Origin of the sequence: Devosia submarina, assembly GCF_003056345.1 — a bacterium.
Classification (GTDB): Bacteria; Pseudomonadota; Alphaproteobacteria; order Rhizobiales; family Devosiaceae; genus Devosia; species Devosia submarina.
The window spans coordinates 153,570-180,427 of record NZ_PYWB01000006.1; the positions used below are offsets into that span (position 1 = coordinate 153,570).

Annotated in this window: 26 protein-coding genes; 15 read left to right on the plus strand and 11 right to left on the minus strand. The window is 59.7% G+C overall.

Translation table 11 applies throughout. From position 1 onward, the window contains the following. Positions 1-384 precede the first annotated feature (384 nt). Genes DDE77_RS10305 through DDE77_RS10335 form a run of 7 tightly spaced genes read left to right on the plus strand, consistent with a single transcriptional unit; the run spans position 385 to position 5,933 of the window. Positions 385-1,365 (plus strand): TRAP transporter substrate-binding protein, encoded by a 981-nt coding sequence (locus DDE77_RS10305; RefSeq protein WP_108397385.1) that lies wholly within the window; start codon positions 385-387, stop codon positions 1,363-1,365. 59 nt (positions 1,366-1,424) lie between these two features. After that, positions 1,425-1,952, plus strand: a complete 528-nt coding sequence (locus DDE77_RS10310) for a TRAP transporter small permease (protein ID WP_108397386.1) — start codon at positions 1,425-1,427, stop codon at positions 1,950-1,952. A 4-nt stretch (positions 1,953-1,956) separates the two neighbouring features. Continuing rightward, positions 1,957-3,240 (plus strand): TRAP transporter large permease, encoded by a 1,284-nt coding sequence (locus tag DDE77_RS10315; protein ID WP_108397387.1) that lies wholly within the window; start codon positions 1,957-1,959, stop codon positions 3,238-3,240. Positions 3,241-3,243: 3 nt separating this feature from the next. Beyond that, positions 3,244-3,993, plus strand: coding sequence for a FadR/GntR family transcriptional regulator (locus tag DDE77_RS10320; protein WP_108397388.1), 750 nt, complete (start codon positions 3,244-3,246; stop codon positions 3,991-3,993). After that, positions 3,990-4,832 (plus strand): 5-dehydro-4-deoxy-D-glucuronate isomerase, encoded by an 843-nt coding sequence (gene kduI / locus DDE77_RS10325; protein ID WP_108397389.1) that lies wholly within the window; start codon positions 3,990-3,992, stop codon positions 4,830-4,832. Before DDE77_RS10320 ends, kduI begins: the two co-directional genes overlap by 4 nt. Next, a complete protein-coding gene (gene kduD, locus DDE77_RS10330) occupies positions 4,832-5,593 on the plus strand; it encodes a 2-dehydro-3-deoxy-D-gluconate 5-dehydrogenase KduD (protein WP_108397390.1) in 762 nt (253 codons plus the stop codon). Before kduI ends, kduD begins: the two co-directional genes overlap by 1 nt. Positions 5,594-5,597: 4 nt before the next feature. Beyond that, positions 5,598-5,933 (plus strand): cupin domain-containing protein, encoded by a 336-nt coding sequence (locus DDE77_RS10335; RefSeq protein ID WP_108397548.1) that lies wholly within the window; start codon positions 5,598-5,600, stop codon positions 5,931-5,933. A gap of 129 nt (positions 5,934-6,062) precedes the next feature. Here DDE77_RS10335 and DDE77_RS10340 read toward each other — a convergent pair whose 3' ends face one another. Further along, positions 6,063-7,019, minus strand: a complete 957-nt coding sequence (locus DDE77_RS10340; RefSeq protein WP_108397391.1) for a nucleoside hydrolase — start codon at positions 7,017-7,019, stop codon at positions 6,063-6,065. Positions 7,020-7,148: 129 nt separating this feature from the next. Between DDE77_RS10340 and fgd the strand changes: the two genes are divergently transcribed. The 6 genes from fgd to DDE77_RS10370 all read left to right on the plus strand — a co-directional run bounded on the left by fgd (position 7,149) and on the right by DDE77_RS10370 (position 12,814). Further along, positions 7,149-8,162, plus strand: coding sequence for a glucose-6-phosphate dehydrogenase (coenzyme-F420) (gene fgd, locus DDE77_RS10345; RefSeq protein ID WP_108397549.1), 1,014 nt, complete (start codon positions 7,149-7,151; stop codon positions 8,160-8,162). Positions 8,163-8,172: 10 nt separating this feature from the next. Beyond that, complete coding sequence (gene cofE, locus DDE77_RS10350) at positions 8,173-9,009, plus strand: coenzyme F420-0:L-glutamate ligase (RefSeq protein ID WP_108397392.1); 837 nt, start codon at positions 8,173-8,175, stop codon at positions 9,007-9,009. A gap of 5 nt (positions 9,010-9,014) precedes the next feature. Beyond that, entirely contained in the window at positions 9,015-9,956 is a 942-nt protein-coding gene (locus tag DDE77_RS10355) for a putative F420-0 ABC transporter substrate-binding protein (RefSeq protein WP_108397393.1), read from the plus strand. Continuing rightward, positions 9,953-10,960, plus strand: a complete 1,008-nt coding sequence (locus DDE77_RS10360; RefSeq protein ID WP_108397394.1) for a putative F420-0 ABC transporter permease subunit — start codon at positions 9,953-9,955, stop codon at positions 10,958-10,960. Before DDE77_RS10355 ends, DDE77_RS10360 begins: the two co-directional genes overlap by 4 nt. After that, positions 10,957-11,739 carry an ABC transporter ATP-binding protein gene (locus DDE77_RS10365; protein WP_108397395.1) on the plus strand — a complete coding sequence of 261 codons (783 nt, stop codon included), beginning with the start codon at positions 10,957-10,959 and terminating at the stop codon, positions 11,737-11,739. The genes DDE77_RS10360 and DDE77_RS10365 overlap by 4 nt, the downstream gene beginning before the upstream one ends. A 73-nt stretch (positions 11,740-11,812) precedes the next feature. After that, a complete protein-coding gene (locus tag DDE77_RS10370) occupies positions 11,813-12,814 on the plus strand; it encodes a TIGR03842 family LLM class F420-dependent oxidoreductase (RefSeq protein ID WP_108397396.1) in 1,002 nt (333 codons plus the stop codon). Positions 12,815-13,013: 199 nt separating this feature from the next. Here the strand turns inward: DDE77_RS10370 and DDE77_RS10375 are convergent, their stop codons facing one another. From DDE77_RS10375 to DDE77_RS10405, 7 genes are read right to left on the minus strand one after another with little or no spacing between them, the layout of a single operon-like run. After that, on the minus strand, positions 13,014-13,850 hold the full coding sequence (locus tag DDE77_RS10375) for an MBL fold metallo-hydrolase (RefSeq protein ID WP_108397397.1): 837 nt from the start codon (positions 13,848-13,850) through the stop codon (positions 13,014-13,016). 3 nt (positions 13,851-13,853) lie between these two features. After that, on the minus strand, positions 13,854-14,633 hold the full coding sequence (locus DDE77_RS10380; protein WP_108397398.1) for a TatD family hydrolase: 780 nt from the start codon (positions 14,631-14,633) through the stop codon (positions 13,854-13,856). Between the two features lies 1 nt (position 14,634). After that, positions 14,635-16,182, minus strand: a complete 1,548-nt coding sequence (metG, locus tag DDE77_RS10385) for a methionine--tRNA ligase (protein WP_108397399.1) — start codon at positions 16,180-16,182, stop codon at positions 14,635-14,637. Next, the gene (locus DDE77_RS10390; protein WP_157959765.1) at positions 16,179-17,207 is read right to left on the minus strand and encodes an AAA family ATPase; all 1,029 of its coding nucleotides are present in this window, start codon (positions 17,205-17,207) and stop codon (positions 16,179-16,181) included. Before DDE77_RS10390 ends, metG begins: the two co-directional genes overlap by 4 nt. Further along, the gene (gene tmk / locus DDE77_RS10395; protein ID WP_108397401.1) at positions 17,204-17,887 is read right to left on the minus strand and encodes a dTMP kinase; all 684 of its coding nucleotides are present in this window, start codon (positions 17,885-17,887) and stop codon (positions 17,204-17,206) included. The genes DDE77_RS10390 and tmk overlap by 4 nt, the downstream gene beginning before the upstream one ends. Positions 17,888-17,944: 57 nt before the next feature. Then, on the minus strand, positions 17,945-19,090 hold the full coding sequence (locus DDE77_RS10400; RefSeq protein WP_108397402.1) for a D-alanyl-D-alanine carboxypeptidase family protein: 1,146 nt from the start codon (positions 19,088-19,090) through the stop codon (positions 17,945-17,947). A gap of 46 nt (positions 19,091-19,136) precedes the next feature. Continuing rightward, a complete protein-coding gene (locus DDE77_RS10405; protein WP_108397403.1) occupies positions 19,137-20,183 on the minus strand; it encodes a septal ring lytic transglycosylase RlpA family protein in 1,047 nt (348 codons plus the stop codon). A gap of 232 nt (positions 20,184-20,415) precedes the next feature. On the opposite strand from DDE77_RS10405, the gene metH reads away from it, so the two are divergent. Then, entirely contained in the window at positions 20,416-24,177 is a 3,762-nt protein-coding gene (gene metH, locus DDE77_RS10410) for a methionine synthase (protein ID WP_108397404.1), read from the plus strand. A 3-nt stretch (positions 24,178-24,180) separates the two neighbouring features. Further along, positions 24,181-24,525, plus strand: a complete 345-nt coding sequence (locus DDE77_RS10415) for a hypothetical protein (protein WP_108397405.1) — start codon at positions 24,181-24,183, stop codon at positions 24,523-24,525. A 1-nt stretch (position 24,526) separates the two neighbouring features. Here DDE77_RS10415 and DDE77_RS10420 read toward each other — a convergent pair whose 3' ends face one another. From DDE77_RS10420 to folD, 3 genes are all read right to left on the minus strand, one after another. Next, positions 24,527-25,087 carry a hypothetical protein gene (locus tag DDE77_RS10420; RefSeq protein WP_108397406.1) on the minus strand — a complete coding sequence of 187 codons (561 nt, stop codon included), beginning with the start codon at positions 25,085-25,087 and terminating at the stop codon, positions 24,527-24,529. 113 nt (positions 25,088-25,200) lie between these two features. Continuing rightward, the gene (locus tag DDE77_RS10425; RefSeq protein WP_157959766.1) at positions 25,201-25,752 is read right to left on the minus strand and encodes a DUF1643 domain-containing protein; all 552 of its coding nucleotides are present in this window, start codon (positions 25,750-25,752) and stop codon (positions 25,201-25,203) included. Continuing rightward, complete coding sequence (gene folD, locus DDE77_RS10430; protein ID WP_108397550.1) at positions 25,749-26,651, minus strand: bifunctional methylenetetrahydrofolate dehydrogenase/methenyltetrahydrofolate cyclohydrolase FolD; 903 nt, start codon at positions 26,649-26,651, stop codon at positions 25,749-25,751. The genes DDE77_RS10425 and folD overlap by 4 nt, the downstream gene beginning before the upstream one ends. Positions 26,652-26,858: the final 207 nt, after the last annotated feature.

Sequence of the window (26,858 nt, forward strand, 5' to 3'; positions counted from 1 at the left end):
CTTGGGGTCTAAATGAGTGGCACTGGAGATGGTTTCACCTTCTCAGCGCAATATATCCTGACGATTTGCTGACACTTCTCGATGGAAAAAGTTAATGAAGGCAATGGTTAAAGGGGCTGCGGGCAGGATGCCATCGACGGCTGCGCTGGCAGTTTAGTAGCACGCAATAGGTCATCAACTCTTCTCCAAAACGCCCCACCTCACGGCAAGTAATGCCGGCAAAAATTCATCATACGACTTGTAAAGTTTGTATGTTGACTTAGGCAGTTCGTGTTTTTAGGTTTCCTTTACTGTCCCGCGAGCGCGGCCGGCTGAGTTCATATCAGCGCACGGGGCATCCGTTGTCGTGGAGGACTGCGGGTGCAGACACCAAGGGAGGACACCATGTTTAATCTGCCCAAGCTGGCAGCGACGGCACTCGTCGCCACAGCCGTTATGCTTACGAGCGCCAATGCGCAAACCGTGTTGCGCTCTTCTGATACTCACCCAGACGGCTATCCCACGGTGGAAGCGGTCAAGCATTTCGGCGAATTACTGAGTGAAAAAACTGATGGCCGCTATTCGGTTGAAGTGTTCCACTCGGCTCAACTGGGTGAGGAAAAGGACACGATCGAGCAGACACAGTTCGGTGTCATCGACATGAACCGCATTTCCATCGGGGCTTTCGGCACGCAGGTGCCCGAAGCGACCGTAACACAGCTGCCTTATATCTTCCGCTCGGCGGATCACTTCCACAATGTTCTGGATGGCCCGATCGGTGAGGAAATCCTTGCAGCCTTCGAGAAGGTCGACGTCGTTGCCCTCGCGTTCTACGATGGTGGCGCGCGCTCATTCTACAACAGCGAAAAGCCAATCAACACACCAGCTGACATGGCCGGCATGAAGATGCGCGTCATGCAGTCCGATATCTTCGTTGATATGGTGGCAGCCTTTGGCGGTAACGCAACACCCATGCCCTATGGCGAAGTTTATTCCGGCATCCAGACCGGCGTCATCGACGGCGCCGAGAACAACTACCCCAGCTATGACACGGCTGGTCATGCTGAAGTGGCAAAGTACTACTCGCTCGATGAGCATCTTATGGTGCCTGAGGTGCTGGTCATCTCCAAAATCGTGTGGGATGGGCTGACACCTGAAGACCAGGCGCTGTTCCGCGAAGCGGCCAAGGAGTCCGTTGCTAAGCAGCGTGAGCTTTGGGCTGCCAAGGAAGTAGAGTCCAAAGCTGCGGTTGAAGCGCTGGGCGCCGTTATCAACACGGTCGACAAGCAGCCCTTCATCGATGCGATGAAGCCTGTCTACGACAAATATGTCACCGATCCAGCGCTGCAGGACCTGGTAGCCCGCATCCAGGCCACTGAAGGCTAAAGTATATGTTGGGCCGGCGCCTTGCGCCGGCTCATCTGCCTCTTAGGTCGGAGAACTCCATGAAATCTAGGCTCCTGTTGATCAGCCGCATGCTGGGGCGGCTCTCAACGCTCGCCCTCTGGTTGGCGGGTATCGGTCTTGTGGCCATGACGGCGATCGTTGCCTACCAGGTGTTCATGCGCTTCGTGATCAATTCCTCTCCCGCGTGGACCGAGGCCGGCTCGATCATGATCATGACCTGGTTCGTTTTCCTTGGCGCAGCGGTCGGCGTACGCGAGAACTTCCATATGGGCTTTGATGTGCTGCTCTATGTTCTGCCGCCCAATGCCAAGCCATGGCTGCGTGCCATCAGCGATGTGTGCGTCTTCGCATTCGCCACCGCCATGGTATTCTATGGGGGTGAACTGGTGGCTCGCTATTGGTCCACACGCATTCCAGTCCTCGGGCTGCCGACCTCCTTCACCTACTTCCCTATCGTCGTTTCGGGCGTGTTGATGTGCCTGTTCTCGGCGGAGCGCCTTGTGCTGCGGGCGAGCGGCGAGCCCATCGACGAGATCGCTGCCGACCCCACAATTACAGAGGCCTGAGCGCATGGAATACTGGATCCTGTTCGGCGTCTTTACGGTCTTGATGGTGATCGGAACGCCGATTGCCTACTGCCTTGGCATCGCAAGCTTTGCCACCATCGTTTATCTCGGCCGTCCAGCTGTGGTGGTGTTTCAGCAGCTCAATTCGGGCGTGTCGGCCTTCAGCCTTCTTGCTGTGCCGTTCTTTATCTTTGCTGGTGACTTGATGATGCGGGGCGGGATTGCCGCACGCATCATCTCGTTTGCCGGTTCGCTGATCGGCCATGTCCGCGGCGGCTTGGGGCAAGTCAATGTGGCAGCCTCAACCTTGTTTGGGGGTATTTCCGGGTCGGCTGTTGCCGAAGCAGCGGCGGTGGGCGGGATCATGATCCCGCAGATGAAGGCCCGCGGTTACGGTGCCGATTACGCCGTCAACGTCACCTCCATGGCGGCGCTGATCGCACTGCTGCTGCCGCCCAGCCACAACATGATCATCTATTCGCTCTCAGGCGGCGGCAATATATCCATTGCCGATCTGTTCACCGCCGGCATTATTCCTGGCCTGCTGCTGGCAGCCGCGCTGAGCGTGACCGCCTGGATCGTTGCGGTGAAGCGCGGCTATCCTACGGAACCGTTCCCTGGTTTCCGCAAAGCTGGCTATTATTTCCTGGTATCCATCCCCGGATTGATGCTGATTGCGATCATCTTCGGTGGCGTTCGCTCAGGCGTGTTCACCGCCACCGAAAGCTCCTGCATAGCCGTTATCTACGCCTTGCTGGTGACCTTGCTGATCTATCGTTCGCTCAACTGGAGCGAGTTCGTGCATGCGGTTTTGGGAGCGGTGCGCACGACAGCCATGGTGCTCTTCATCATCGGCGCCGCTGCCTCCTTTGCCTGGCTCATGGCCTACCTCAAGGTCGCGACCATCCTGACTGCCGGCATGGCGACGATCTCGTCCGACCCTTTGCTTGTGCTCCTGATGATCAACGTCGTCCTGCTTCTGCTAGGCACGTTCATGGACATGGGGCCTCTGATCATCATCACGACGCCCATCTTCCTGCCCATGGTCAAGGCCTTCGGCGTCGATCCAGTGCATTTCGGCGTCATCATGATCCTGAACCTGGGCATTGGCCTCAACACGCCACCCCTTGGACCGGTGCAATTTGTTGCAGCGGCCGTGGGCAAGATCAGCGTCATGGAAGCGATGAAATCAGTGTGGCCGTTCTATCTCGCCGGCATCATCGTGCTTGGCCTCGTCACCTATATCCCGGCGCTATCACTCTGGCTGCCGGCGCTGTTCCGAGGCTAGCCGGTGAGTGCGCTAGACAACACTGTGGCGCGTCGCCCAAAGCTGGCCGATCTGGTGATCGACACGCTGCGCCAGCGGATCAATTCGGGTGAGTACAGGGCAGGGGGCAAGCTGCCGACGGAATCACAGATGACCGCTATATTCGGGGTCAGCCGGACGGTCGTGCGTGAGGCTATTGCGGCGCTTGCTGCCGATGGAATGGTTCAGGCACGACAAGGGGCAGGGGTGTTTGTTGCATCCAACGCTGCAAGTCCCTTCAATGCCATTGGGCTAGAAAAATCGAGCAAAATCTCCGTCGCGCTCAATGTGCTTGAAGTGCGCATGGGCATCGAGATCGAAGCGGCAGGGCTTGCAGCCATGCGCCGCAGCGCCAGCCAGGATGCCGCCATCCAGGAAGCCTGGAACGAGTTCAATCGCTTGTTGAAGTTGGGCCTGGCGACCGGCAAGGCAGATTTCGCGTTCCATCGTGCAGTCGCTGCCGCCACCAACAATCCCTTCTACATCGAGGTGCTGCACGGTCTGGGGAGCCGCACGATTCCGTGCGACGTGGCCTCGCCTTGGAGCGCTGAAAGCGTGCTCACCTTTGAATACCAGATGGGCTTGCAACGCGAGCACCACAACATCCTGCAGGCTATCTCTGCACAGGACGCCGCAGGCGCGCGCGAGGCAATGCGCCAGCACCTTTCCCTTAGCCAGGAGCGCTATCGGGCGCGCCTACGACAAGAACACTCCACAAGACAGGATGCGCCATGAGTACCGACTATGAAATTCGCTTCGCCATCGATCCGGTGAGCGCGGCGACGATGAACACGGACGAGTTGCGCGAGCACTTCCTTATCGAGGAGCTGTTCTCCCTTGGCGGCGTGAACTGGACCTATACGCATTATGACCGCATGGCAGTCGGCGGGGCCATGCCTGGCGCCAAGGCACTGGATCTGGATGGCATCGAGCCCACCGGCACAGCCAATTTTCTGGATCGGCGCGAAATGATTGCCGTGAATATCGGCGGCGCAGGTACCATCACCGTTGACGGGGCAGATTATGCGCTGGAGCCGCGTGATATGCTTTATGTCGGCAAAGGCAGTGAGCATGTTTCTTTTGCATCTGCGCAGAGCGACGAGCCGGCCAAGTTCTACCTGCTCAGCGCTCCGGCGCATGCAAGCTATCCCACCAAGCTGATCCGCCAGAGCGATGCCAAGCGCCTGGATCTTGGCAGTGCAGAAACGGCCAACGAGCGGTCGATCTTCCAGTTCGTCAATCCCGAAAGTGTACAGACTTGCCAGCTGGTAGTCGGTTTGACCAGCTTTGCTCCTGGGTCGGTCTGGAACACCATGCCGGCCCATGTGCATGATCGCAGGATGGAAGCCTATCTCTACTTCGACCTGAAGCCCGATGCTTTTGTCGTGCACCTTATGGGCGAGCCCGAGGAAACACGCCACCTGATCGTGCGCAACGAGCAGGCCGTGATTTCACCGCCCTGGTCCATCCATTCGGGCGCAGGCACGGGTGCCTACACCTTTATCTGGGCCATGGCTGGGGACAATGTCGATTATACCGACGTCGACAAGGTCGCGATGGAAGATCTGCGCTGATGGATCTGAGTGCGTTCAGCCTCGCTGGCAAGACCATCATGATCACCGGCGCCAATACGGGCATAGGGCAGGGCATCGCCCTATCCGTGGCGCGGGCCGGAGCCCGGGTGATTGGCGTTGGACGCTCCAGCATGGATCAGACCGCCGCTGCGGTGCGTGAGCAAGGCGTCGATTTTATCCCTGTTCAAGCGGATCTCGGCGACACCGCCGCAGCCAGGAACATGTTCGAAGCTGTTTGGAGCGAGCATGGTCCGGTGGATGGCCTGGTCAACAATGCCGGCATCATCAAGCGCGTGGATGCGGTCGACTTCACCGAAGATGACTGGGACAGCGTCATGGACATCAATCTTAAAACGATGTTCTTTCTCGCGCAGTCCCTGGGTCGCAAAGCCATCGGAAGCGATAGGCCAGCCAAGATCGTCAACATTGCTTCCATGCTGAGCTTCCAGGGCGGTATTCGCGTTGCCAGCTACACGGCGTCGAAAAGCGGCGTGCTCGGCATCACCAGGCTTTTGGCGAACGAATGGGCGGTTCGGTCGATCAACGTCAATGCCATTGCGCCCGGCTATATCGAAACCAACAACACGGAAGCGTTGCGCGCTGATCCCGATCGTTCAGCGTCCATTCTCGCGCGCATTCCGGCAGGACGCTGGGGCGCGCCATCCGACATCGGCGATGCGGCGGTGTTTTTGCTGTCCAACGCTTCCAACTACATGCACGGTGCCGTCATCCCGGTGGATGGCGGCTGGCTCGCGAGGTGATGAAATGAGCGAACAACAGTTTTTTGCGCAGCCAGGCGCGAGTGAATGGATTGAGCTTGCGCCAGGCAATCGGCGTCGGGTGCTGATCCATACGCCTGAATTGATGCAGGTGGAGTTCGGCTTCGACAAAGGCGCCGTGGGTGCGCTGCATAGCCATCCACACATCCAGGTCAGCTATGTCGCCGAAGGTTCGTTCGAAGTGACGATCGACGGCAAGACGGAGATCATCGGACAGGGTGGCAGCTTCATCGTGCCGAGCGGCCTCGAACATGGCGTAGTTGCGCTCGAGGCTGGACGGCTGGTCGACGTGTTCACGCCAATGCGGCAGGATTTCGTCTGATTAGGGGATAGAGGGCGGGCCGGGAGCCCGCCTTCTTCCCACATGTTGCGTTCGCATAATATATATTATGGAACTGGCGGATTTAGTCGGTTCAAGCGAGGCTTAGGTGCATCCTTCTCAGCACTGGTTTCAAACCTTTGCCGGGATGAAGGCTATCGAAGCCTTGTAGAACTCGACCAGCTTGTCGAGCCTGGCTTCCTCAACGATGGTCACCATGGGTGTGCCCAACCGTCCTGATGGATCCACCACGGTCATACCGCGTGTGATACCCGGTGCGAGCGCCACATCCATGGATGCCTGCAACGACTTCGTGACGATGCTCGGATCGATCACGACAGCAGCGGCCAATGGATCGACGAAGCGGAACACATCGCCTCCTCCATAACTGGCCGTGGTACGGCGGGCATGATGCGCAAGCGCTTCGGAGAACGCCTGTTCGGGGCCTGCTGGCAGATCCTTGAACGCCGCATCCATTTCAGCGCCAGTCATGTAATGGCTCATGCATGGCTCCCAGGGCACCACAACGATTTCGATGTCGGCCGACAACACCACCGATGCAGCTTCCGGATCGGCATAGATATTGAACTCAGCCGCCGGCGTCGTGTTGCCGCGCCCATAAACCGTGGCGCCCATGATGGTGAGTTGGCCGATGCCGTTGATGATGGACGGCTCGAGTCGCAAGGCGAGCGCCAGATTGGTCAGCGGCCCGATCATCAGGAAGTCTATCTTTTCGCCGCGACCACCTGCTTCGCGGAAGGTCTTGCGCAAGAAGCCGACGGCATCCTCGCTTGCTGGAGTTGCATGTTCCAGCGGCCGCGGCGCGCCGCCCAATCCGTCTTCGCCGTGGATGTACTTGGCGTCGACGATCTTTTGTGTCAGCGGCCGATCGGCGCCTTTGTGCACAGGCACATTTACGCCGGCAACAGCTAGCGTCGACAAGATGTTCCGCGTTGCAGCTTCAAGGCCGACATTGCCGAACACGGTGGTGATCGCGTCCGGCGTGCGGCCATTGGCGATCAGCATCAGCAGGGCCTGCGCGTCGTCCACGCCGCCATCGGTATCCAGAATAAGACGGTTGTTCGCCAATGAACCGGCCTTTCGTGTTTGTTGGTCTGTTGAGATTAGGTAGTTTTAGTAGTCCACCCTGCCCCCAGAATCCATTGGACAAATTTGACCATCTGGTCAAAACTCTTCGCAAGCGTCTGGGAGGGTGATGTGCGCTTCGGATACAAGGCTTCAGCGGAGCAGTTCGCGCCTAATACCTTGCTGCGCTTTGGAATCGAGGCGGAACAGGCAGGTTTTGACTCAGTTTGGGTCAGCGACCATTTCCAACCCTGGAAGCACACCGATGGTCATGCGCCGTTCGCTCTCTCGTGGATGTCGGCGCTGCTGGCAAAGACCGAACGCGTCGTCGTTGGAACATCGGTGCTGACGCCGACCTTTCGCCTTCATCCGTCTGTTGTAGCCCATGCTTTCGGGACGATGGGCGCCATGTTTCCGGGCCGGGTTATCCTGGGCGTTGGCACTGGGGAGTCGCTCAACGAAGTGCCGTCCACCGGTATTGAATGGCCTGAGCTCAAAGAGCGCTCTGCGCGTCTGCGTGAAGCCGTTGCGCTGATCCGTCGTTTGTGGAGCGAGGATCGCGTGAGCTTCGAAGGCGCGTTCTACCGCACGCAGAACGCGACAATCTATGACAAGCCGAGCAAAATGGTGCCGATTTATCTGGCTGCCGGTGGACCGCTCAACGCCAAATATGCTGGTCGTGCTGGTGATGGGTTCATCTGCACATCAGGCAAGGGCACTGAACTTTACGTCGACCAATTGCTGCCGAATGTCGCTGCCGGGCTGGCGGAATCGGGCGCGCCGGACAAGTCGTTCGAGCGGATGATCGAGGTCAAGGTGTCGTTCGATACCGATCACGATCGTGCGCTGAACGACACGCGCGGCTGGGCAGCGCTGTCGCTGAGTGCCGAGGAGAAACACTCGGTGCAAGATCCTGAGGAAATGGAGCGCCTCGCTGCTCAGCTGCCGATCGAACGCATCGCCAAGCGTTGGATCGTCTCGAGCGATCCCGACGAGCATGTCGCAGCCATCAAGACCTATATTGACTACGGCTTTGATCACCTCGTGTTCCATGCGCCGGGCGACGATCAGAGCCGGTTTCTTTCGCTTTATTCGGAACACATCCTGCCGCGGCTGCGCCGCATCGCAGCTGAGCGGCAAGCCTAGCGAGACTATCATGGCCATACCGCGCTATTCAGTTTGGGGCATCGAAGGCATTCCGGAAATCAACGCCGGCGACGATCTGGTCGAACTGATCGGCAGTGCCTTGCACCGTCAGGCCCTGCTTGAGCCGTCCGACGGCATTGCGGATGGCGACATTCTCGTGGTGACCAGCAAGATCGTCTCGAAAGCCGAGGGCCGCCAGGTACCTGTGGCCGATCGCGAGCGCGCCATTGCCGAGGACACGGTGCGCGTCGTGGCCGAACGGGTTCATCCCGGTGGCGTAACACAGATTGTCGAGACCCGGCATGGGCTCATCATGGCCGCCGCGGGCATAGATACGTCCAATGTTCCGGACGGAATTGCCCTGCGCCTGCCGGAAGATCCTGATGCGTCTGCGCGGCAGCTTTGTGCAGGCTTGCGGGAACGCTTTGGCGTTCGCCTGGGCATCGTCATCACGGACACGTTGGGGCGTCCCTGGCGTGTGGGACAAACCGATGTGGCGATTGGCGCTGCGGGGATCATGGTCACCGATGATCTTCGCGGTGGCGTGGACGCCAATGGTCGACCGCTCCAGGTCACCATCACCGTGCTGGCCGATGAACTCGCTGGCGCTGCTGATCTGGTGAAGGGCAAGGCCACCAACATTCCCGTTGCCGTTGTTCGCGGGCTCGGTCGGCTTGTGACTGACATCGCCGTACCGGGCGCTCGTACGCTGGTGCGTTCGGTTGATGACGACATGTTCCGCTTTGGATCAGCGGAAGCCTACCGCCTCGGCTACGATGCTGCCCTAGCTGAACAGCGTAGCGCCGGTTCCGCTCAGCCCGGTCGCCAGAAACAGCGGCAGGATTGAGGCTCATGCGCGGCTCGGGATGGATTACCGGTATACTCCTTGCCGGCCTTGCGAGCAGCACTGCGTTGGCGCAAACAGCCTATCCTCTGAAGATCGAAAATTGCGGGATGCAGGTGGAGATGGCCGCCGCACCGCAGCGCGTCGTTGCCATCAAGTCCAGCGCTATCGAAATGTTACTCGCGCTCGGCTTGGAGCAACGCATTGTTGGCGTAGGTTTTCAGGATGGCGCCCTGCCCCCGCAATGGACCAATGCAAACTTGCCAGTCTTGTCCGACAAGCTGCCGTCCCAGGAAGTCGTGCTCGAGACCGAACCGGATCTGGTTTATGGCGGCTGGGAGAGCAATTTTGCTGCAGACGGCGTTGGCGAGCGCTCCTTGATGCACGCATTGGGGATCGCGACCTATGTGTCGCCGGCAGCGTGCCGGAGCGTTAAACCACCCAAGCTGACATTCGAACGCGTGTTTGCTGAAATCGCTGAGCTCGGCACGATCTTCGACACGAGCGCTGCTGCGGATGACCTGATCGAGGAGCAAAGAGCGCAACTCGCAGCTATCGAACCCGACACGCGCGGCTTGAGCGCTGTTTGGTACTCGTCTGGCACAAAGGCGCCCTATGTCGGCGCCGGCAGCAATGCGCCTGCCATGATCATGGAGGCATTGGGCCTTCGCAACATCATGGAGGATCAGGATGACGGCTGGATCTCGGCAAGCTGGGAAGCCGTCGTCGATGCCAATCCCGATGTGATCGTGTTGGTGGACGCCGCCTGGAATTCTGCCGAGCAGAAAAAGAAGTTGCTTGCCGAAAACCCGATCACCAGCCAGCTCGATGCCGTTGTGAACCAGCGATACCTTGTGGTCCCCTTCCCTGCTTCGGAAGCTGGCGTGCGCAATGTCGGCGCTGTGGTCGATATGGCGGCTCAACTGGCTGCACTCCAATACTATCAATGAGCGGCAAGCTGCTGCTCGCCTCAAGCCTTGGCTTGTTGCTGCTTGCCACGATGATCTTGGCGGTGACGTTTGGACCGGCTGACATTGCTGGTAGCGAAGTGTTACAGGTTGTTCTTCACCACCTGGGAATAGTTCAGGACACGCCCGTAAGTCGCCTGCGTGACGCAATTATCTGGGAGTTGCGTGTGCCACGGGTCCTTGTGGCTGCCGGCATTGGCGCGGGGCTAGCGCTCTGCGGCTCGGTCATGCAGGCGCTCACGCGCAATCCCCTGGCTGATCCGTACCTTTTAGGCTTATCGGCCGGAGCTTCGCTTGGTGCAGTCTTGTTCCTGCTCTTGGGCGCCGCTCTGCTCATGCCGATCGGAGCCTTTGTTGGCTCGGGCATCGCCATGGCACTTACGCTGTTCGTCACGCAAGCGCTGGGCGGCGCAACACCCGTCCGCGCTGTTTTGGCGGGCATTTCCGTATCAGCATTGGCCTCAGCAGCCACATCATTTCTGATCTTCTGGTCTGCCACCGGTGACTCTTACCGCGAGATTCTAAGCTGGTTGATGGGATCGCTTAGCGGCGCCCTCTGGAGTGAAGCGCTGATCGTCCTTGCGGCAATCCTGTTCGTCGGCCTCCCGGTCCTTCTGTCCGGCCGGTCGCTGGATGCCTTTGCGTTTGGTGACAATGCCGCAGCCAGCCTTGGCGTAGACGTCGGGCGGCTGCGCTGGACTCTGCTCGGCGCCACAGCGCTGCTGACCGGGGTGCTGGTGTCCATTGGTGGCGCAATTGGGTTTATTGGGCTCATCGTGCCGCATGTCGCGCGCCTTGCCAGCGGGTCACGGCATCGCGTTCTGCTGCCGGTTTCGATGTTGCTGGGTGCGATCGTCATGGTGTGGTCTGACACAGCCGCACGTGCGCTGTTCGCGCCACGGGAATTGCCGGTTGGCATCGTTACCGCCCTGATCGGCGCGCCCGTTTTTATCCTGGTGCTGCTCCGCTACAGGCGCATGACATGAAGGGGCTTGTTGTTTCGGAGGCAAGCGTCGTCGCAGGTGGCAAGACGATCGTCCAGGATGTGCAGTTCACGGCATTGCAGGGGCATGTCACGGGGCTGATTGGTCCGAATGGCGCGGGGAAGTCGAGCCTGATGCGGGCCGTGCTCGGCCTGCAACCGATGGCTGGTGGAACAGCCATTTTCGAGGGAATGGACCTGCTCGCCATGCCACGTCGGGAACGCGCCCGCGTCTGCTCATATGTCGAGCAATCAGGATCGACCGAAACCCACCTCTCCGGCCGGGACGTCGTGATGCTCGGCCGCATACCGTTTCAATCAGTTTGGCAGACATCGCCTTCATCGGATGACGATCATGCTGTGACTGAAGCGCTCGACGTCGTTGGTATGGCTGATTTCGGCAGCCGGCTTTATCATACGCTCTCGGGTGGCGAGCAGCAGCGCCTGCAGATCGCGCGTGCCGTTGCGCAACAACCACGTTTGCTGGTGCTCGACGAGCCGACCAATCATCTGGACATCCATGCCCAATTGAACATCCTTGCCCTGCTGCGAAAGCGAGCTGCCGCAGGCGCTACGGTGCTGGTCTCGCTCCATGATCTGAACATGGCTGCGGCGTTCTGCGACTCGCTCGTGGTTCTTTCGCAAGGGCAAGTGTTTGCCCAAGGGGTGCCCCAAGCTGTCCTTACGCCCGAGCTGCTCAGGCAGGTCTATCAGGTCGATGCCAGCGTGCTCCAACATCCTCATACGGGTCGCCCGCTCCTCGCCTACGATTCACCGCTTTGATTACGATTGACATTCCCTAGAGGCTGACCCAAAAATTTGACTGACTGGTCAAAATTGACCGCGGAGGGACATCATGGAATTCGGCATTACCTTCAAAGGGTTCATCGAGGCGGAGCGCGCCCGCTATCTAGTTCGTGCCGCTGAGTATGCCGGGTTCAGTTACTGCTGGTTCTATGACTCCCATATTCTGTGGCGGGACTGCTATGCAGCTATCGCGATGTGCATGGAGCATACCAGCACGATGCGTTTCGGCCCACTCGTCACCAATCCCGACGTGCGCGATTGGTCTGTCGCGGCGTCCATCTTCGGCTCACTCTCCAAGCAGAGTGGCGGCCGCTTCGACCTTGCGGTTGGCCGGGGCGACTCCTCCATGCGCGTCATGGGCAAGAAGCCTGCGACACTCGCTCGTGTCGCGGAGTTCATCGCCAAGACCAAGGCCATGGTGCGCGGCGAAGAGGTGTCCTATGGTGAGATCCCCGCCCCGGTGAAATTCCCGTGGGCCGTAGGCCACGACATGCCGAGCTGGATTGCCGCCTATGGTCCATTGGCTCTCAAGACCGCTGGCGAACATGCCGACGGCGTTGTGCTCCAGCTGGCTGATCCCGGTCTTTGCAAATGGTTCACCGACCAGTGCTTGGAAGCCGGGAAGGCGGCCGGGCGCGATATGTCGAACTATCGCTCCATGGCGGCCGCGCCTGCGTATTTTGGCGACAAAGCCCGCGCCATCGAGGCGACCAAGTGGTTCCCGGCCATGGTAGGCAACCATGTCGCCGATATTGTCGAAAAGTATGGCGCAGACAACGACCAAATCCCCAAGAGTCTGACGAGCTATATCGAAAAGCGCCGAGGCTACGATTATTCCAGGCATGGACAGGCGGATAATCCGTTCCTCGACTTCATCACGCCCGATGTAGTCGAGAACTTCTGTGTGCTTGGTGAGCCAGACGAACACATCGCCAAGATCCGCACACTACAGGATGCAGGCGTTACGCAGTTCAACATATATCTCGATAGCGGCGATGAGGAAGAAATCATTGCCGGCTATGGCCGCCACGTAATCCCTGCATTCCGGTAGAATGCTCTAAACGTAAGTCGATTTCTCACGCTGCAAGGGAGAGGAGCTTTCTTGTAATGCGGCCGGATCTTCACACAACATCCGGCTGTCACCCTCGGGCTCGACCCGAGGGCTCTTTACTATTGCTCTTATGCTAGAGTACAGGCCAAGAGGGTCCAGCGATAGGCGACAACTGTCGTGTGAAATAAAGCGGTAGGCTCTATCGGTTCAATATCTTCCCGTTCAGCACATCAATCCGCATGCCATCGAACGCCGGCGTCACATGATCCGGCGTTTCCCGCTCCAATTGCCCATAATCCAAATCGATGTGCAAATCGCTCAGCACCACCTGTCGGGGCGCCATGCGATCGATCCAATCCAGGCTTTCCGGCAGGCTTAGATGGCTTGGGTGCGGGGTTGGGCGCAATGCATCGAGAATCCAAAAATCGAGCCCGCTGATTGCCGATAGGGACTCTTCGGGAAAACCTGAAAGGTCAACCGAATAGGCAAACTTGCCGACTCGGAAGCCAAGCGAGCTGATTTTGCCGTGTTCCTGCTCGAATGCGAGAGCGTCAATGCTGCCGCCAGGGCCGTCGACAACGAGCCGCTCGCCCGCCGTGATCTCATGCGCGTTGAGGATGGGCGGATAGTCGCTGCCAGGTGGTGTTGTGAAGCAATAGCCAAAAGCCTCCCGCAGCCGTGCGCCGGTCTCAATGTCGAAATACACATCGACGCGCTTGCGATTGTGCAGCGCTAAGACGCGCAAATCATCAATGCCATGGATATGGTCGGCATGGGCATGGGTGTAGAGCACCGCATCGACGCGGTCGACGCGCGCATCCAGCAGTTGTTCGCGGATGTCCGGCCCGGTGTCGATCAGCACGCGCGTGGGTTCACCGCCCTCCCCGCTCCAGCCTTCGATCAGCAGCGCGCACCGGCGGCGGCGATTGCGTGGCTCGTCAGGGTCGCAGGCGCCCCAGACATTGCCGATGCGGGGAACGCCGCCGGACGAGCCGCAGCCAAGAATGGTCGCAACAATCCTTTGGGCAGGCGCCATGACTTAAGCAAGCCCGGTCTTGCTGAACAGGCGTGCAAAGTTCGCCGTCGTTTCTGCGCCCAGCTGCTCGAGGCTGACGCCGCGAACCTCAGCCAGCTTTTCGGCCGTGTGGCGCACAAAGCTTGGCTCATTGGTGCCGCCGCGATGGGGAATGGGCGCAAGGTATGGCGCATCGGTTTCCACCAGATAGCGGTCCGCGGGAACGATGGCCGCTACGTCTCGGATTTCTTGGGCATTCTTGAAGGTGATGATGCCGGAAAACGAAATGTAGCCACCAAGCACTAGCGCGGTCCGTGCCAGCGGCATGCCTGCGGTAAAACAGTGCAGCACAAACGGGAATGCGCCCTTTTCCGACTCCTCTTTGAGGATCGCGGCCATGTCCTCGTCGGCCTTGCGGCTGTGGATAACCAGTGGAAGACCTGTGATCCGCGCAGCCTCAATATGCCGGCGAAGGCTGGTGGCTTGCGCTTCACGTGGCGCGTTGTCGTAGAAGTAATCCAGCCCAGCTTCACCGATCGCAACGCAACGGGGGTGCTTGCTTAGCCGCACCAGGTCATCGGCCTGGATGTGCAATTCCTGATCAGCATGGTGGGGATGCGTTCCCACCGAGCACCAGATGTTCGCGTGCTGTTCCGCCAGTGCCGCATATGTGGAAAACTTATCCACATGTGTGGAGATCGTCACCATGCCCGTCACCCCCGCCGCTGCGGCGCGCGCAAGGACACCGTCCAGATCGGCAGCAAGCTCCGGGAAGTCGAGGTGGCAATGACTGTCGATCAGCATGCTACTCGGCCTTGCGCTCGATGCGTGCAAACACGCCCTGAGGCGCAGGCAATTCGGTGCCGGGCACAAGGCGATGGCGTGTAATTGCGAGAGGCAAGAGGCGATCCTCCTCGGCTACACCAAGCTGGTCCAGCAGCTTGCCCGCAGATTCAGGGACAAAAGCCAGCATCGGAATGGCCAGCCGCCGCACGGTGTCGGCAGTGCGATACAACACCGTTGCCATGCGCTCCGGATCAGTCTTCTTGAGGGCCCAGGGCTCCTGGGCAGCGAAGTAGTTGTTTGCCGAACTAAGGGCCGCAATGATGGCGCCAGCGGCTTCGTGCACCAACTGCTCGTCCATGGCCTTCTGCGCTGCTTGCAAGGCTTCGCCCACTTCATTCTCGAGCGCCTCATCGGCAGCCGTTGCCGATCCGAACTGGGGCACCCTGCCCTCGCAGTTCTTGTTGATCATCGAGAGCGAGCGTTGCGCGAGATTGCCGAGATTGTTGGCCAGATCGGCGTTTACCCGTGTCGCCAGCTTATCGCGACTGAAATCGCCGTCCTGGCCGAACGATACCTCCCGCAGGAAGAAGTAGCGGATCGGGTCGGCGCCGTATTCCTCGACCAATTCGAACGGGTCGATGACGTTTCCGAGCGACTTGCTCATCTTGTGGCCGTCCACGGTCAGGAAGCCGTGGGCGAAGACACGGTGCTGCACATCCAGGCCCGCGCTCATAAGGAAGGCTGGCCAGTATACGGTGTGGAACCGGATGATGTCCTTGCCGATGACATGCAGGTCTGCCGGCCAGAACTTGCGGAACAGCTCGCTCTCTTCGTCGGGGAAACCCAGACCCGTGATGTAGTTGGTCAAGGCATCGACCCACACATACATCACATGTCCCGGCGCGTCCGGCACGGGTATGCCCCAGTCGAAGGTGGTGCGAGAAATGGAAAGATCCTGCAGCCCGCCTTTCACAAACGAGATGATCTCGTTGCGGCGTTCCTTGGGAGCGATGAAGTCGGGATTAGCTTCATAGAGGTCGAGGAGCTTCTGCTGGTAGGCCGAAAGGCGGAAGAAATAGGTCGGCTCTTCCACCCAGTTCACCTCGGCGCCTGAAGGCGCAAAGCGTTTTCCGTCCTTTTCGGTGAGTTCTTCCTCATCGAAATAAGCCTCGTCGCGCACGGAATACCAGCCCTTGTAGGTAGACTGGAAAATGTCGCCATTGCTGCTGGCGGCCATCTTGCTCCAGATCGCCTGGCTCGACTTGTGGTGGCGCTCTTCGGTCGTGCGAATAAAGTCGTCGTTGGAGATGTTGAGCACTTCGGCGAGACGACGGAACTCTGCCGAGTTCTTATCGGCCAGTTCGCGGGGGCTCACGCCCTGTGCGGCCGCCGTTTGCACCATCTTGATGCCGTGCTCGTCGGTACCGGTCAGGAAATAAACCTCGCGCCCCTCAAGCCGCTTGAAGCGGGCAATGGCGTCGGTCGCGATCATCTCATAGGCGTGGCCGATATGGGGAGCGCCATTAGGATAGGAGATCGCTGTTGTGACGTAGAAGGGCTTGGTCATGGGTTCTCGGCGGGCGATTGGATCGTCAGGGCGGCGTGCTTCCGGATCGCGTCGAACACGGCGACAAGAGTTTGTTTCATGTCGAGATTGATGTCGTCGGCGTCGGCAAAAAGCGCGTGTGCCTTGTCCCATAGCTCGTTTGCAGAGGCAAGCCGCATCCGGTTCTCGCCATTTATCGCCGCCGCGCGCGCTTCATCGGCAATCCAGTCGTCCAGCATCTCGCGGGCGAAAGACAATTCCGTGCTTTGGGTACTGGCACCCAAGGCGTCAGCGAGCTGCAGCGCAGCGCCCGAGGGATGCTGCACGGGGTTCTGAAGCCACGCCTGCAGGGCACCCAAAGCTGAGGCGGCCTCGAGTGACAGGGTTTCAAAGGCCCGCCGCGGCCGGCCACCGGAAAGTGCGACGGCGCGATCAAGATCCTCCGCCGCAAGGGCGGGATCATACTCCAGCAAAATCGTGCGGACATCGCCGGCTTTAATCGGGCGTAGCGCCAGGTTGTGGCAGCGTGACTTGATGGTGGGCAGCAAGCGACCAGGCCGATGGGAAATCAGCAGGAACGTCGTATCCGCCGGCGGTTCCTCAAGGGTCTTGAGCAAGGCGTTGGCCGCCGATGGATTGCAATCATCGATCGGATCAATAATTGCGACGCGATACCCGGCGCGTCCGCGCGTATGGTGCAAAGAATCCCTGATCTCGCGCACATCCTCTACACGGATCACCGTATAGAAGCCCTTGGCGTCCTTTGGACGGCGGCGCAGCACGAAAAGATTCGGGTGCGATAGGGCGGCGACCTGTTCGGATACGCGCCCGGCGGGCTCGTCGCCCGTTGCGGTCAGGATCGCTGCGGCCATCTCGAACGCGAAACTTGCCTTGCCTATCCCCTGCGGGCCGTGCAGCAGGATGGCGCCCGGCAGGCGCTTGGCCGCGATCTGGCTGTTAATGGCGGCGCGTGCCTTATCGTGCCCGAGCGCACGCTGGCGCGCTTCGGGCGCGGGAACATGGGGCAGTGCGTCAGGATCGCTCACGACACTTCGCTGCTCAACTCGGAAAAGCGGGTCGACACCGTGTCCCAGATCATAGCCTCAAGAGCGTCTTCGGGCTGCTCGGCAGAGATTACCACGCACCGATCAGCATTGGCCCGCGCAATCTCGAGAAAGGCCTGCCGCAGCCGCCGATGCCAATCGAGTTCTTCCTTCTCGAACCGGTCACCGGTCTGCCTTAGGCCTTCTTCGATCTCGCGCGCCGCGACTCGTTGAAAGGCGGCTTCGGGATCCATGTCCAATATGATTGTCAGATCGGGATTGTGGCCGTCGAGAGCCAGGCGCTCCAGTGCACCGATGAGCTTGTCATCAACGCCGCCCGTCAGGCCCTGATAAGCGCGCGTCGAATCATGAAAGCGGTCGGAGAGCACCCATGTGCCACGGCGCAGATTCGGCGCAATCAACTCGTTCACATGGTCGAGCCGCGCCGCTGCAAAGAGGACCGCCTCGGCACCAGGACCCCAGCTTTCGGAACGACCCTGTAGAATAAAGGAGCGGATAGCCTCGGCCTTGGAGGTGCCACCCGGCTCGCGTGTCCGCACGGTCTTGATGTTGCGCTTCTCAAGGTTCTCCAGCAGGCGCTTGACCTGGGTGGACTTTCCGACCCCTTCCCCACCTTCAAAGGTGATGAAGCGCGCGCGCTTGGAGGAGGTCGCTTCGGGCATGGCGCTCAATCGTCCGGGTGAAACAGCGGGCAAGCTTTAGCGGAAATCAGCTAGCCTTTACAACCAGCCAAGCGCCAACTGCTTGAGCGCATCAGTCGCCTTGCGAACAATGTCGCCTTCCGCAACCGTTTCAGCCGCAAACAGCGGTGCCACCTGCACGAGCTGGTCGTCGCAGAACACACGCAGTTCGGCCACCTGGGCGCCCTGCTCCACCGGCGGCATCAGCGGGCCGGTGTAGTTCACCTGTGCCGAGAGGCACTTGCGCGAACCACGTGGCAAATAAAGCGCGATTTCGCCGTCGCCCACCAGCCCGACGCTACCGGAGGTGCCGCCATAAACATTGGCGTAGGTTACAACCTTTCCTTCGGGATAGGCTGAGACGCGTTCAAATGCACGCGTGCCCCAGGTGATCAGCTTTCGCCCTTCTTCGGTGCGCTCGGCCATCGAGGTCAACCCATGCACCACGGCGACAAGGCGACGCCCGCCCTGCTCCGTCGAGATTACCGAACCGTAACCGGCAGCTTCCGTATGACCGGTCTTTAGGCCATCCACGCCAATGCCTAGTTCCACCAGCGAGTTGCGATTGGGCTGGCGGATGCCGTTCCACTCCATCTCGGGCTCCGAGAAATAGTGGTAGTATTGCGGATAGGTATCGATGAGATAGCGGGCTAGATCGGCCAGATCCCTCGCCGTCACGTACATGTCCGGATCGGGAAGGCCGGTCGGATTGGTAAAGTGGGAATCGGTAAGGCCGATATCTTCGGCCAGTTCATTCATCATGGCAGCAAAGCCCGCTTCCGAGCCGGCAATGCCTTCTGCCAAGACAATTGCTGCGTCATTGCCGGACTGGATGATGACGGAGCGGACAAGGTCTTCCACCGAGATCTTGGAATTGAGATCAGCGAACATGGTCGACCCGCCCGAGGTCGCCCCACCGGTGCGCCATGCATGTTCGGAAACAAAGAACTCGTCGGTGAGCTGCAGGCGGTTATTGGCGACTTCGTTGAAGACGACTGCGATCGTCATGAGCTTTGCCATGCTGGCAGGCTCCATTGGCGAGTCCGCGTCCTTCTGGAAGATGACCGTGCCGGATTCATGATCCATCAAGACGGCAAATCTCGCCTTGGTCTCGAAGCTGGCCTGCGCCATTGCGGGAGTGGCGAGGCCAATAAGGGCAACGAGAACAAGCCAAATACGCGTCATATCGGAATTTCCCCTGCGCTGCCGGGGTTAGCTCCGACAGACAATTCTACTCATAAAGAACTATGTCGCCGAGGCCAAGTTCCTGTGCCATGGCAGACACATCGCTGCGGGACACGCCGGCCTTCAAATGTGTGAGAGAAAGGCGCGTTGCAAGCTGGCCATTGGCGGTGACTTGCTCTTCCTTCACCGCACCCAGAATGGCGAAGCGCTTGGCGAGTTCAACTGCATTCGCCTGGTCCCTAAATACCCCGAGCGCCAAATCAACGTTGCGGGCTTCCATATCGACGGATTGCACCCAGGCCTTAAGACCCGGTGCATTGCTGGCCATGGCGGTGACCGCGGCATGGGCAGAACCGATAGCCGCATCCTGCTCTTGCGGATTGGTGTCGGCGTAGGAGAAGAGGCTGCCAAAGAAATTGCCCGCCATGTCAGCTAGGCTGTTGGTGCCGTCGGCATAGCGCGTATTGCTCTGGATCGGGGGACCACTGTAGCTGGCTACAAGCATGCGGGTGTCATCGCCTTGCAGCGGCGCGGGGCCGACATATTCGGCCTTGATCTGGGCATGCCCATTGTTGACATAGCCCAGCATTTCCGCTGCACGGTGCGATAGATCCATGATGCGGCCGGGCATGTAAGGGCCGCGATCATTGACGCGGACGATCACCGACCGGCCATTTTGCTGGTTCGTCACACGGACATAGGACGGCAGCGGCAAAGTTGGATGGGCGCCGGTGATGGCGTTGGCGGAAAAGATCTCGCCGTTGGCCGTGCGGCGGCCATGGAAGTCCGAGCCATACCAGGAGGCTTCGCCGGCATCGACATAGCCCGGTTGTTCCTGCGGCACATAGGTCTTGCCGCGCACCGTATAGGGCCTACCCAGCAGATAGCGGCCGCCGCCTTTTGGAGGGTTTGGATGGGTGGTTACGCGCGGCGAAACCTTTACCCCATACTCGGAAGACGTAAAGGCAGCGCGCTTGACAGTTGCGCCATACCCACCCATGCCGCAGGCGGCGATCATTGGTGTTACCAGGCTTGTGATGGTCAGAAGACGAACGGCTTTGCGCCACGAGGGTGTCAAAATAAGCAAACTCATACGCAATACTGACTTTGGCTGCACAATAATCCAGGCTGACTGAATTATCCTGCATATGCGTGCAATCTGGTTTAGCGGGAGTTAAGGACAACCAAACGTTAGCGCATTGTGAGCATTTGAAGCGTTGGGACTGAGGCATGTGCGAAGCCGCAGCTTGCACGATTGCGGATATAAAGATATCTTTATGTGATCGGTTTGCCCGATCAGGCAGGATCAAACAGGCAGGACGGCGATGAGCCCCCTTACACATCAGACTACCCCCTATGTTCCCGACTGGAAGGAAGTACGCGCGGCACTGACGGAGGCAGCGCGCGAGCGCATCCTGATCCTTGATGGGGCCATGGGTACGATGATCCAGCGGCTCAAGCTTACCGAGGAGAATTTTCGGGGCGAGCGCTTCCGCAACTGGAACCTGCCGCTGCAGGGCAACAATGATTTGCTGGTGCTGACCGAGCCTGAGCGGATCGAGGAAATCCACTACCAATATTTCATGGCAGGCGCGGATATCGCGGAAACCAATACGTTCTCCGCGACCTCCGTAGCGCAGGCCGATTATGGCTGCGAATCCGCGGTTTACGACATCAACTACCAAGGCGTTGTTGTTGCCCGTCGAGCAGCCCAGCGCGCCGAGGCTGAAGATGGCCGCCGGCGCTTCGTGGCCGGGGCGCTTGGACCCACCAACAAGACCTCGTCCATGTCCACGGACGTCAACAGCCCGGGCCATCGCTCGATCACCTTTGATGAGCTGGTTGTCGCCTATGGCGAGGCCATTCGCGGGCTGTTGGATGCGGGCGCGGACCTGCTGCTGTTTGAAACCATCACTGACACGCTCAACACCAAGGCCGGCATCTTTGCCGCGCAGCGCTTGTTCGAAGAGCGCGGCATCGATGTGCCGATCATGATCTCGGGCACGATCACCGACCTTTCGGGCCGCACTTTGTCGGGGCAGACGCCCACGGCCTTCTGGTATTCCGTGCGCCACGCCAATCCGCTGACGATTGGCTTAAATTGCGCCCTTGGCGCCAATGCTATGCGCGCGCATCTGGGTGAATTGTCCGATGTCGCCGATACATTCATATGCGCTTATCCCAATGCGGGACTGCCCAATGCTTTTGGTCAATATGACGAGAGCCCTGAATTCATGGCCGAGCAGATCGAAGGCTTCGCTGCTGCCGGTTATGTAAACATCGTCGGCGGTTGCTGCGGCTCCACGCCCGACCATATCCGCGCCATCGCCCAGGCTGTCAGCAAGCACAAGCCGCGCGTCATCCCTGAACCAGAGCGCCTCCTGCGGCTGGCTGGCCTGGAGCCATTCACGCTGACCAAGGACATTCCCTTCGTCAATGTCGGCGAGCGCACCAATGTCACCGGCTCCGCCCGCTTCCGCAAGTTGATCACCGCAGGCGACTACACAGCTGCCTTGGACGTAGCGCGCGATCAGGTCGCCAATGGCGCCCAGATTATCGACATCAACATGGACGAGGGCCTGATCGACAGCCAGCAGGTGATGATCGAGTTCCTTAATCTGCTTGCCGCCGAACCCGATATTGCCAAGGTTCCGCTGATGATCGATTCCTCCAAATGGGAGGTGATCGAAGCCGGCTTGAAGTGCGTCCAGGGCAAGGCGCTGGTCAACTCGATTTCCATGAAGGAAGGCGAAGAGCAGTTCCTCCACTATGCACGCCTGGTGCGCGCCTATGGCGCTGCCGTGGTTGTCATGGCCTTTGATGAACAGGGGCAGGCCGACACGCTCGAGCGCAAGGTGGAAATCTGCACACGCGCCTACAAACTCCTGACCGAGGAAGTCGGGTTTCCGCCCGAAGACATCGTCTTTGATCCCAACGTGTTCGCGATCGCCACGGGCATCGAGGAGCACAATGGCTATGGCGTCGCCTTTATCGAAGCGACCAAGCAGATCACGCAAACCCTGCCCCACGTCCATGTTTCTGGGGGCATTTCAAATCTCAGCTTCTCGTTCCGCGGCAATGAACCGGTGCGCGAAGCTATGCACGCGGTGTTCCTGTATTATGCCATCCAAAACGGCATGGACATGGGCATCGTCAATGCCGGCCAGCTCGCTGTTTATGAATCGATCGATCCGGAACTTCGCGACGCCTGCGAGGACGTGATCCTCAACCGTAACCCGGACGCTACCGATCGTCTCCTGGCGCTTGCCGAACGCTACCGCGGCACGGCCGGCAAGGAAGCAGCAGCCAAGGACATGAGCTGGCGCGAAAAGCCTGTTGAAGAACGGATCGCGCATGCATTGGTCAATGGCATCACCGAATTTATCGACGCCGACACCGAAGAAGCACGACAGAAATATCCCCGTCCTCTCCACGTGATCGAGGGGCCGCTGATGGCTGGAATGGGCGTAGTCGGTGACCTGTTCGGTTCGGGCAAGATGTTCCTGCCCCAAGTGGTGAAGTCCGCCCGTGTGATGAAGCAGGCTGTGGCGCTGCTCCTGCCCTATATGGAGGCGGAAAAGAACGCCAATGGCGATGCCGCCGGCCGCCAAAGCGCGGGCAAGGTGCTGATGGCAACGGTCAAGGGTGACGTCCACGACATCGGCAAGAACATCGTCGGCGTGGTCCTCTCCTGCAACAATTACGAGATCATCGATCTTGGGGTCATGGTGCCCGCAGCGACGATCCTTGAAACCGCCAAGCGTGAAAATGTCGATATTATCGGGCTCTCTGGCCTCATTACGCCTTCGCTCGACGAGATGGCCCATGTCGCCGCCGAAATGGAACGCGAGGGCTTCGATATTCCCCTGCTGATCGGCGGCGCCACAACCAGTCGAGTGCATACGGCCGTGAAGATTCACCCCCGCTACCAGGCTGGTCAGGCTGTCCACGTCAATGACGCCAGTCGGGCAGTGGGCGTCGTCGGCAATTTGCTCAGCAAGGACACCAAGATCAGCTTTATCGAGGACATCAGGGCGGAATACGCCAAGGCCGCGGCAGCCCATGAGCGCGCCGAAAGCGAGAAGCGGCGCATACCGCTCGCGCAAGCCCGCGCGAACAGCTTCAAGCCGGACTGGGACAATTACACCCCGCCCCTGCCGAGCTTTCTGGGCACGCGCGTGTTCGACGATTTCGACCTTGCCGAACTTGCCGGCTTTATCGATTGGACGCCCTTTTTCCAGACTTGGGAGCTCAAGGGGCGCTACCCCGCGATCCTCGAGGATGAGCGTCAAGGCGAGGCAGCGCGGTCCCTGTTTGCCGACGCGCAGAAAATGCTTGGGCAGATCATCGACGAGAAATGGTTCAAGCCTCGTGCGGTTGTCGGTTTCTGGCCGGCCAATGCCGTGGGTGATGATATCCGGCTCTTCAAGGATGAAGCGCGCGCCGAAGAATTGGCCACGCTGTTCACCCTGCGCCAGCAACTCACCAAACGTGATGGCAAGCCGAACATGGCCCTCAGCGACTTCGTTGCTCCCGTGGGCAAGCCCGACTACATGGGTGGTTTTGTCGTGACAGCCGGTCTGGAGGAAGTCGAGATTGCCGAACGTTTCGAGCGGCAGAACGACGATTATTCATCCATTCTGGTGAAAGCCCTTGCTGATCGCTTCGCCGAGGCTCTGGCCGAACAGATGCACCAGCGCGTGCGCAAGGAGTTCTGGGGTTATGCCCCCGACGAGAGCCTAAGCGCCGACGAGCTTCTGGCCGAGACCTACCAAGGTATCCGCCCTGCTCCCGGCTATCCCGCGCAGCCTGATCACACGGAAAAAACCACGCTATTCCGCCTTCTGGACGCGGAAAGCAGCGCAGGCGTCAAGCTGACCGAGAGCTATGCCATGTGGCCAGGCTCGTCCGTGTCGGGGCTCTATTTCTCCCATCCCGACGCCTATTACTTCGGCGTTGCCAAGGTGGAGCGTGATCAGGTGATGGATTATGCCGAGCGCAAGGGCATGAGCGTTGCCGAGGTCGAGCGCTGGCTGGGGCCGATCCTCAACTACATTCCGGGCCCAGCGATTGTTGCAGCGGAGTAAGAGGTGAGCCGGATCGAGCCAATTCCCGTGATGCTGGTAACCGAGCCAATGCGGTTGACGGCGCTCGATCCGGACACCGCTCTCCTGCGCCTTCCTGCCAATACCGGCCATGGCCATGGTGATGGCGAGCAATGCGTGGCCTGCGCGATGCGGACCGATGTTCGAGCGCTATTGTTTGACCTTCTTGAAGCGGCAAAGCAGGAGCTAAGGCCAGCCTTCCGCCGGGTCATTGTCGATGCGAGCGCCGTTGCGGACCAAGGCAAGGTCGTTGCGGCGCTCACCGGGAAATTGCCAGCACAGGCCCTGCGCGACCACACGGTCGCGCGCTTGTTTTATCTAGTGGGATAGGCTAGAACTTCCAACGCATGCCGATGGTGTTGGCATTGGCGCCCTCGCCCATATGGCCCAGCGTGTTCCAGCCACCGGAGCGGTGCTGCAGGCGCCAAAACACTTCCATGTCAGGATTGTCCTTGGTGGAAACGCTCAGTTCCGGGGCCATGTAGAACAAGAATGTGCTGTCGCCATCGCGGGCAATCTCGCGGGCCACTTCAACGTCGAGCGGATTGGTGATCAGCGATAGCCCGCCCGTGACGCTGGCGGAAACTTTAACGTGCTCGTTCTGGACAAAGCCATCCGAGCGCAAGACCACGCCAGCCCAGGCTTCCCCGGACACATCAGGCCCCTTTCGCAAGGCTAGGCCGCCTTCGAGACCCGCCCGAAAACCATTCTCTTCGCCGAGGAAGAATTGCTGGTAACCGCCCCCGAGCAGATAAGCATCCTGATAGTCCGTGCCCAGGAAGTTGAAGGTTTCCCCGACCGACTCGCTTGAGTACACGCCGCCGAAAAAGAAGACATTGCTGTCGTAGCTCGGCGTTGGGTTTGCCTCTTGTGCGCGAGAGGGAATGGACAAGGCGGCGCCAAAAATAAGGGCGCATGCAAATAGTTTTCTAATGGGTTGCACAGGCGAAATCTTGCTCAATTTAGTAGAGGCCCTAACCGTAAATGCCCGGGCGCCTTCTTGGTTCAATCTGGTGAGAAAAGTACTAACGGCGTGTCGAGCCTCAAATAAAGCGGGTGCTTGGACGACCCATCTGCATTGGTCCCGAAGCACCAGAGCGGGACGTTATCGCTGCGCAATGCGGCAACAATGTCGCGCCCCGACTGCGCCAAGGCCTTGTTGAGCCTGCCATGGCAGAGCACGACCTTTTCTGCGCCCGCTGCGGCTTGGCGAATGGCGGGCAAATTGGCGTCCGACACTGCCACAACTCCCGGCGCAAGCAGCATCTTGGGATCGGTCGCGCGATAGTCCCCAACATTGGCCTTCACCATGGCCGTGAAGCCTTCACGCAGGGCGAAGGTCCATTCCCTGGCGCATGTCGGATCGTTCACCTGGGCGTCCGCTGTGCTCGGATTCATGCCGATGAACATGATATAGCGACTGGGAAACTCGTCCCCCATCCAGCGCCGCATGATCTGGCGGTGTTCCTTGTCGGTGAACACCGCATCGCCCTTGACCCCGGGCATCAGGCGCAGGCGCACCCTGCCGCCCGGGTCGTGGCCCGTTCCGTCGATCATGCCGTCAGATCGCTCGGGGGTACGAGGCCATTGATCAGCGACGCGGTGGTGATTGTGTTGGCAAGCAGGCATGCGATTGTCATCGGCCCCACTCCGCCCGGCACGGGCGTGATCGCGCCGGCCACTTCGGCAGCTTCAGCATAAGCTACATCGCCCAACAGCCGGGTCTTGCCCTCGCCGCGCTCCGGCGCATCAATGCGGTTGATACCAACATCGATGACAATTGCGCCCGGCTTGATCCAATCCCCTCGGATCATCTCGGGCCGACCAACCGCTGCAATAACGATGTCAGCCTGGCGCACGACGTCGGCCAAATCCCTGGTCCGGGAATGCGCCATGGTCACGGTGCAATTCTCGCGCAGCAGCAGCTGCGCCATGGGTTTGCCAACCAGATTGGAGCGGCCAACCACGACGGCATGGAGGCCAGAGAGATCCCCCAGCGTATCGCGCAACAGCATGAGGCAGCCCAAGGGCGTGCAGGAGACGGGCCCGGGCAGCCCGATCGCGAGCTTGCCGACGCTGGCGGGCGTGAAGCAATCGACATCCTTGTCGGGTGAAATGGTCTCGATGATCTTTTTGGCATCGATCTGTGGCGGCACAGGCAGCTGCACCAAGATGCCGTGAATGGCCGGGTCGGCATTGAGCTTTTCAACCAGCGCGAGAACCTCGGCCTCGGACGCAGTTTCCGGCAGCTCGTATTTTTCCGAGTGCATCCCAACCTCAACGGTCTGCTTGGCCTTCTGCGCTACATAGACCTGGCTGCCAGGATCATGGCCCACGATCACCACCGCCAGACCTGGCGTGATTCCATGTTGGGATTTCAGGCGCTCCACATGCCCGGCAATGCGGCCGCGCAGATCCTGCGCAAAACTCTTGCCATCAATGATCTTCGCGCTCACGGGAGCCTCCGTTGCTTTTGCCAAACTGCGCCCCAGCAAGGCGCCGCGCAGCAATAGCGAAAGGCCGCCCGCTCCGTCCATGCCGAAGCTGAAATAAAAGGGGCTGCAACAGCATTTCTGCCGTCGCAGCCCTGGGAACATTGGCCCGCCGCACTGTTGAGGGCTTGGGGGACAAGCGGCTAGCGCAACATTCCAGCGTTCACTTGC

Bases quoted from the DNA above. Each gene is read 5' to 3' on its own strand.
- DDE77_RS10305 (WP_108397385.1), top strand. From the start codon at position 385: ATGTTTAATCTGCCCAAGCTGGCAGCGACGGCACTCGTCGCCACAGCC.
- DDE77_RS10310 (WP_108397386.1), top strand. From the start codon at position 1,425: ATGAAATCTAGGCTCCTGTTGATCAGCCGCATGCTGGGGCGGCTCTCA.
- DDE77_RS10315 (WP_108397387.1), top strand. From the start codon at position 1,957: ATGGAATACTGGATCCTGTTCGGCGTCTTTACGGTCTTGATGGTGATC.
- kduI (WP_108397389.1), top strand. From the start codon at position 3,990: ATGAGTACCGACTATGAAATTCGCTTCGCCATCGATCCGGTGAGCGCG.
- kduD (WP_108397390.1), top strand. From the start codon at position 4,832: ATGGATCTGAGTGCGTTCAGCCTCGCTGGCAAGACCATCATGATCACC.
- DDE77_RS10335 (WP_108397548.1), top strand. From the start codon at position 5,598: ATGAGCGAACAACAGTTTTTTGCGCAGCCAGGCGCGAGTGAATGGATT.
- cofE (WP_108397392.1), top strand. From the start codon at position 8,173: ATGGCCATACCGCGCTATTCAGTTTGGGGCATCGAAGGCATTCCGGAA.
- DDE77_RS10355 (WP_108397393.1), top strand. From the start codon at position 9,015: ATGCGCGGCTCGGGATGGATTACCGGTATACTCCTTGCCGGCCTTGCG.
- DDE77_RS10360 (WP_108397394.1), top strand. From the start codon at position 9,953: ATGAGCGGCAAGCTGCTGCTCGCCTCAAGCCTTGGCTTGTTGCTGCTT.
- DDE77_RS10365 (WP_108397395.1), top strand. From the start codon at position 10,957: ATGAAGGGGCTTGTTGTTTCGGAGGCAAGCGTCGTCGCAGGTGGCAAG.
- DDE77_RS10370 (WP_108397396.1), top strand. From the start codon at position 11,813: ATGGAATTCGGCATTACCTTCAAAGGGTTCATCGAGGCGGAGCGCGCC.
- DDE77_RS10375 (WP_108397397.1), bottom strand. From the start codon at position 13,850: ATGGCGCCTGCCCAAAGGATTGTTGCGACCATTCTTGGCTGCGGCTCG.
- DDE77_RS10380 (WP_108397398.1), bottom strand. From the start codon at position 14,633: ATGCTGATCGACAGTCATTGCCACCTCGACTTCCCGGAGCTTGCTGCC.
- metG (WP_108397399.1), bottom strand. From the start codon at position 16,182: ATGACCAAGCCCTTCTACGTCACAACAGCGATCTCCTATCCTAATGGC.
- tmk (WP_108397401.1), bottom strand. From the start codon at position 17,887: ATGCCCGAAGCGACCTCCTCCAAGCGCGCGCGCTTCATCACCTTTGAA.
- DDE77_RS10400 (WP_108397402.1), bottom strand. From the start codon at position 19,090: ATGACGCGTATTTGGCTTGTTCTCGTTGCCCTTATTGGCCTCGCCACT.
- DDE77_RS10405 (WP_108397403.1), bottom strand. From the start codon at position 20,183: ATGAGTTTGCTTATTTTGACACCCTCGTGGCGCAAAGCCGTTCGTCTT.
- metH (WP_108397404.1), top strand. From the start codon at position 20,416: ATGAGCCCCCTTACACATCAGACTACCCCCTATGTTCCCGACTGGAAG.
- DDE77_RS10425 (WP_157959766.1), bottom strand. From the start codon at position 25,752: ATGATCGACGGAACGGGCCACGACCCGGGCGGCAGGGTGCGCCTGCGC.